This is a genomic window from Bdellovibrio bacteriovorus, from assembly GCF_001592755.1.
In the GTDB taxonomy this organism is placed as follows: Bacteria; Bdellovibrionota; Bdellovibrionia; order Bdellovibrionales; family Bdellovibrionaceae; genus Bdellovibrio; species Bdellovibrio bacteriovorus_E.
This window is the reverse complement of sequence record NZ_LUKF01000006.1, coordinates 83,296-86,380: the sequence shown is the minus strand read 5'-3', so window position 1 is coordinate 86,380 and position 3,085 is coordinate 83,296. Positions and strand designations below refer to the sequence as shown.

The window sequence follows — 3,085 nt, the reverse complement described above, 5'->3', positions numbered from 1 at the left end:
AACGGGAACAACGGGAATAACGGAAACAACGGCAATAACGGCAACAACGGAAACAACGGAAATAACGGAAATAACGGGAATAACGGGAATAACGGGAATAACGGAAACCATGGCCATCACGGCAACAATGGAAACAACGGCAATAACGGAAATAATGGCAATAACGGCAATAACGGCCATAAAGGGAACCACGGAACTACGACTTACGGTCCAACTGTAACGACGACGGCGGGCCCTGATACTTCTGTTACAACGACTTACGGTCCTGATGTGACTGTGACAACCACTGCAGGTCCTGACACTACTGTCACGACAACGGCAGGAGAGCCAACAGTTACTACAACTGCGGGTGATGACACTGTGACTGTGACAACAACTGCCGGCGACGACACGTCAACCACAGTTACAACGACCGCAGGGGACGACACAACATCGACGACGTCGACAAGTTCGACTTCTTCAACATCTTCAACAACAGGAACTACTGGCTTTGAGGAAGAAGAAGAAAACGAGTTGAAAGCGAAGTTGAAACCTCTCTTCCACTTGAGCTTCGACTATGGTTCATACATCGTGAACTTGACGCCTCACTTCAGAGATGTTCAGCCGAAATCAATTGTGAAGTACGACTATCGCCCGAGCTCAGACTCTTTGATTTATGGTGACTATAGAGACGGTTTCCAAAAAACAGTCTATGGTTCTATCGAAGTAGGTATTGGTGCTCAGGTGCGATTCTGGTTCGACAATGCAACAGGATTGCGTCAGCACTTCTGGGGTTACGTCGGCGTATTGCCAATCATGGGTAAACAGACAGAGTCTGTTCGCTATGTCAGCACTTTAGATCGCGCGCACTCTATGGGTGGCCGTTGGCAGGTTCCTGAATCGGCATCTGATTTAGATGCTTGGGATACTGGCGATAGCATCACTTATCTTGGTCATGGTGGCATCATCTTCTCTGCAGGCGCTGGTTTCGGTCCTGTGGGTGTAGGCGTGGCTAAATTGGCTAATGGTTCTTGGGAAACATATGTTGAAAAAGTAGATTCTGAAAAAGTTTACGTGAAAATCACTCGCGGTAAATTAAGCAGTTTCTCTATGTTCACGAATGTTTCTATCCTGACTTTGAGTGTGAATGACTTCAAATACTCGGATGATGGATTCTCATTCTTGTTCGATATGACGACTGAAACGGGACGTAAAGCTTACGAAGACGTGATCCGCGGTAACGTGTTGGCGTCTGAAACGTTTGCGACGAATCGTCCAGCGAACTTAGTTGAACGTGCTCCGGTTCTTAAAGTTGAAACTTTCAGAACAGTGTCTACGGGTCGCGTAGCAAGCAAATCACTGTCTATTCCTATTATCTGGAATAAAACTTACAGTGAAGGTCGCGTGAATTCATTCACGACATCTGACTTGCACATTGATCGTAACACGGCTCAAGTTCATTACGGTATCTACTCTGATTCTGAAGATTCTCGTTTCTGGTTCAAACACAAAGAGACAGACTTCATGTTCTACGGCGCGAAATACGCTGTTGAAAACTGGGATACAAAAGAACGTATGGAAAGCATGTTCGGTACTTACTCTTATGCCTTCCGCCACGAGAAATCGAATGGTGCAAGATTGCGTAAAGGTATCTACGACCTTGTTAAGAAAACGGGCTTGAATATCTTGATGGTGGGCGTTCCTGATCGTGACCTTGGTTACACAGGTGTCGAATTCAACGTGAATTTCAGTGAAGAAAACACGATGAGATTGATGAATGCTGCTCAACGCATGACTCAAGATCAGTTTATTGATATGTCGACGGATCAAATCTATGACTACTTCCGTACGAACAATGATCCATATGACTACTGCATGATCGATGCAAGCGGTCCGGGTACTTGCGTGACTCGTACAAGCAAGCGCACAGCCGGTGCAGCTAGCAAAATGTACTTCGCTTTGAAGTCTATGTATAAATACATGAACTCAGATGCGAAAGCTTTCGCTGCGGCTTACGGTAAGTTCGGTGAAGGTATGGCGGAAAACTTGTTCACATTCAGAACGGCGATGAAACTTGCTGGCTCTGGCGCGACAATCGACTATCTAGTTGAAGGTACGCACACGAACATGTACTTCCGTGAATGGGTTGTGGATGGTTCTGGTCGCTGGGTTCCAGCTATGAGCTCTCCAAAATACAAAGGACTTCCATTCAGTCCAGCATCTCGTCACTCACGAGTGCGCGGTATGATTATCGGAAACTCGGATGCGGCAAAATTGCCTCACATGACTCCGGTGACATTCTAAGAAAGTTCATAAATAAACGAACGAAGGGCCGTCTGGTGAAAGCCGACGGCCTTTTTTTATTTCCATGCTATACTTCAACCATGATTGATTCCTGCGGACTTTATGTTCAGGCAAACGGAAGTAACGGTGACTCCGCTCACCGAACAGGCTTAGCTTGTGCGCTCTTAGTCTTGTTAGGAAGACGGTCCGAAGCCGAAGCTGTCGGCAAGATGATTGTCGAACAATTAGAAATAGCACCCGGTATCTTCCGTCGATCTCCCTATGGAGATGTCTTCGATACAAACCCAAGATGTTTCAGCCGCGACCAAGCCAGCCGCGTGATTTTAGCTTTCGCTTTATTAGGTTGGAAAAAAGAACTGAGAGCTTGGCTAAAAGCGATGGCTAAAAGATGTTTCTTTCATCAAAACAATCTCGACGATGAAACAATGAAATGGAAGTTCCCCGACATCATGGGAATAGGCGAGTGGACAAACATCATTCGTGGTTTAAGCTGGTGGTGGCTTTATCCCTTGTTATGGATATTAGATTTAAATTACGTGGGTATGGTTTTCTTAAGAAAACCCTGGGATGGCGCTAGCCTCTATGTTCCCGATCTTAAATACGCTCTTAAAAAGTATTGGACGCCAACAGCTTGGCTCGCTAACAAACTCAACGAAAAAACACCGTGGTTAGAAGAGGCACTGAATAATCACTCCAAAGAAAACAACGGCTGCGAAGAACTCTGCACCCTATTCCAATTCCTAGCCCTAAAAAATCAAAGCCAAAAGCCTCACTAAAAACAAGGCACCATTCCTTTCTCTTT

General features: G+C 45.7%; 2 protein-coding genes. Both read left to right on the top strand.

What is annotated here, in order from left to right; genetic code table 11:
* Positions 1-2,283 (top strand): hypothetical protein (locus AZI85_RS05785; RefSeq protein WP_063243230.1); only part of this gene is annotated, 2,283 nt, incomplete at its 5' end.
* Between the two features lie 35 nt (positions 2,284-2,318).
* A complete protein-coding gene (locus tag AZI85_RS05780; protein ID WP_063243193.1) occupies positions 2,319-3,059 on the top strand; it encodes a hypothetical protein in 741 nt (246 codons plus the stop codon).
* Positions 3,060-3,085 lie beyond the last annotated feature (26 nt).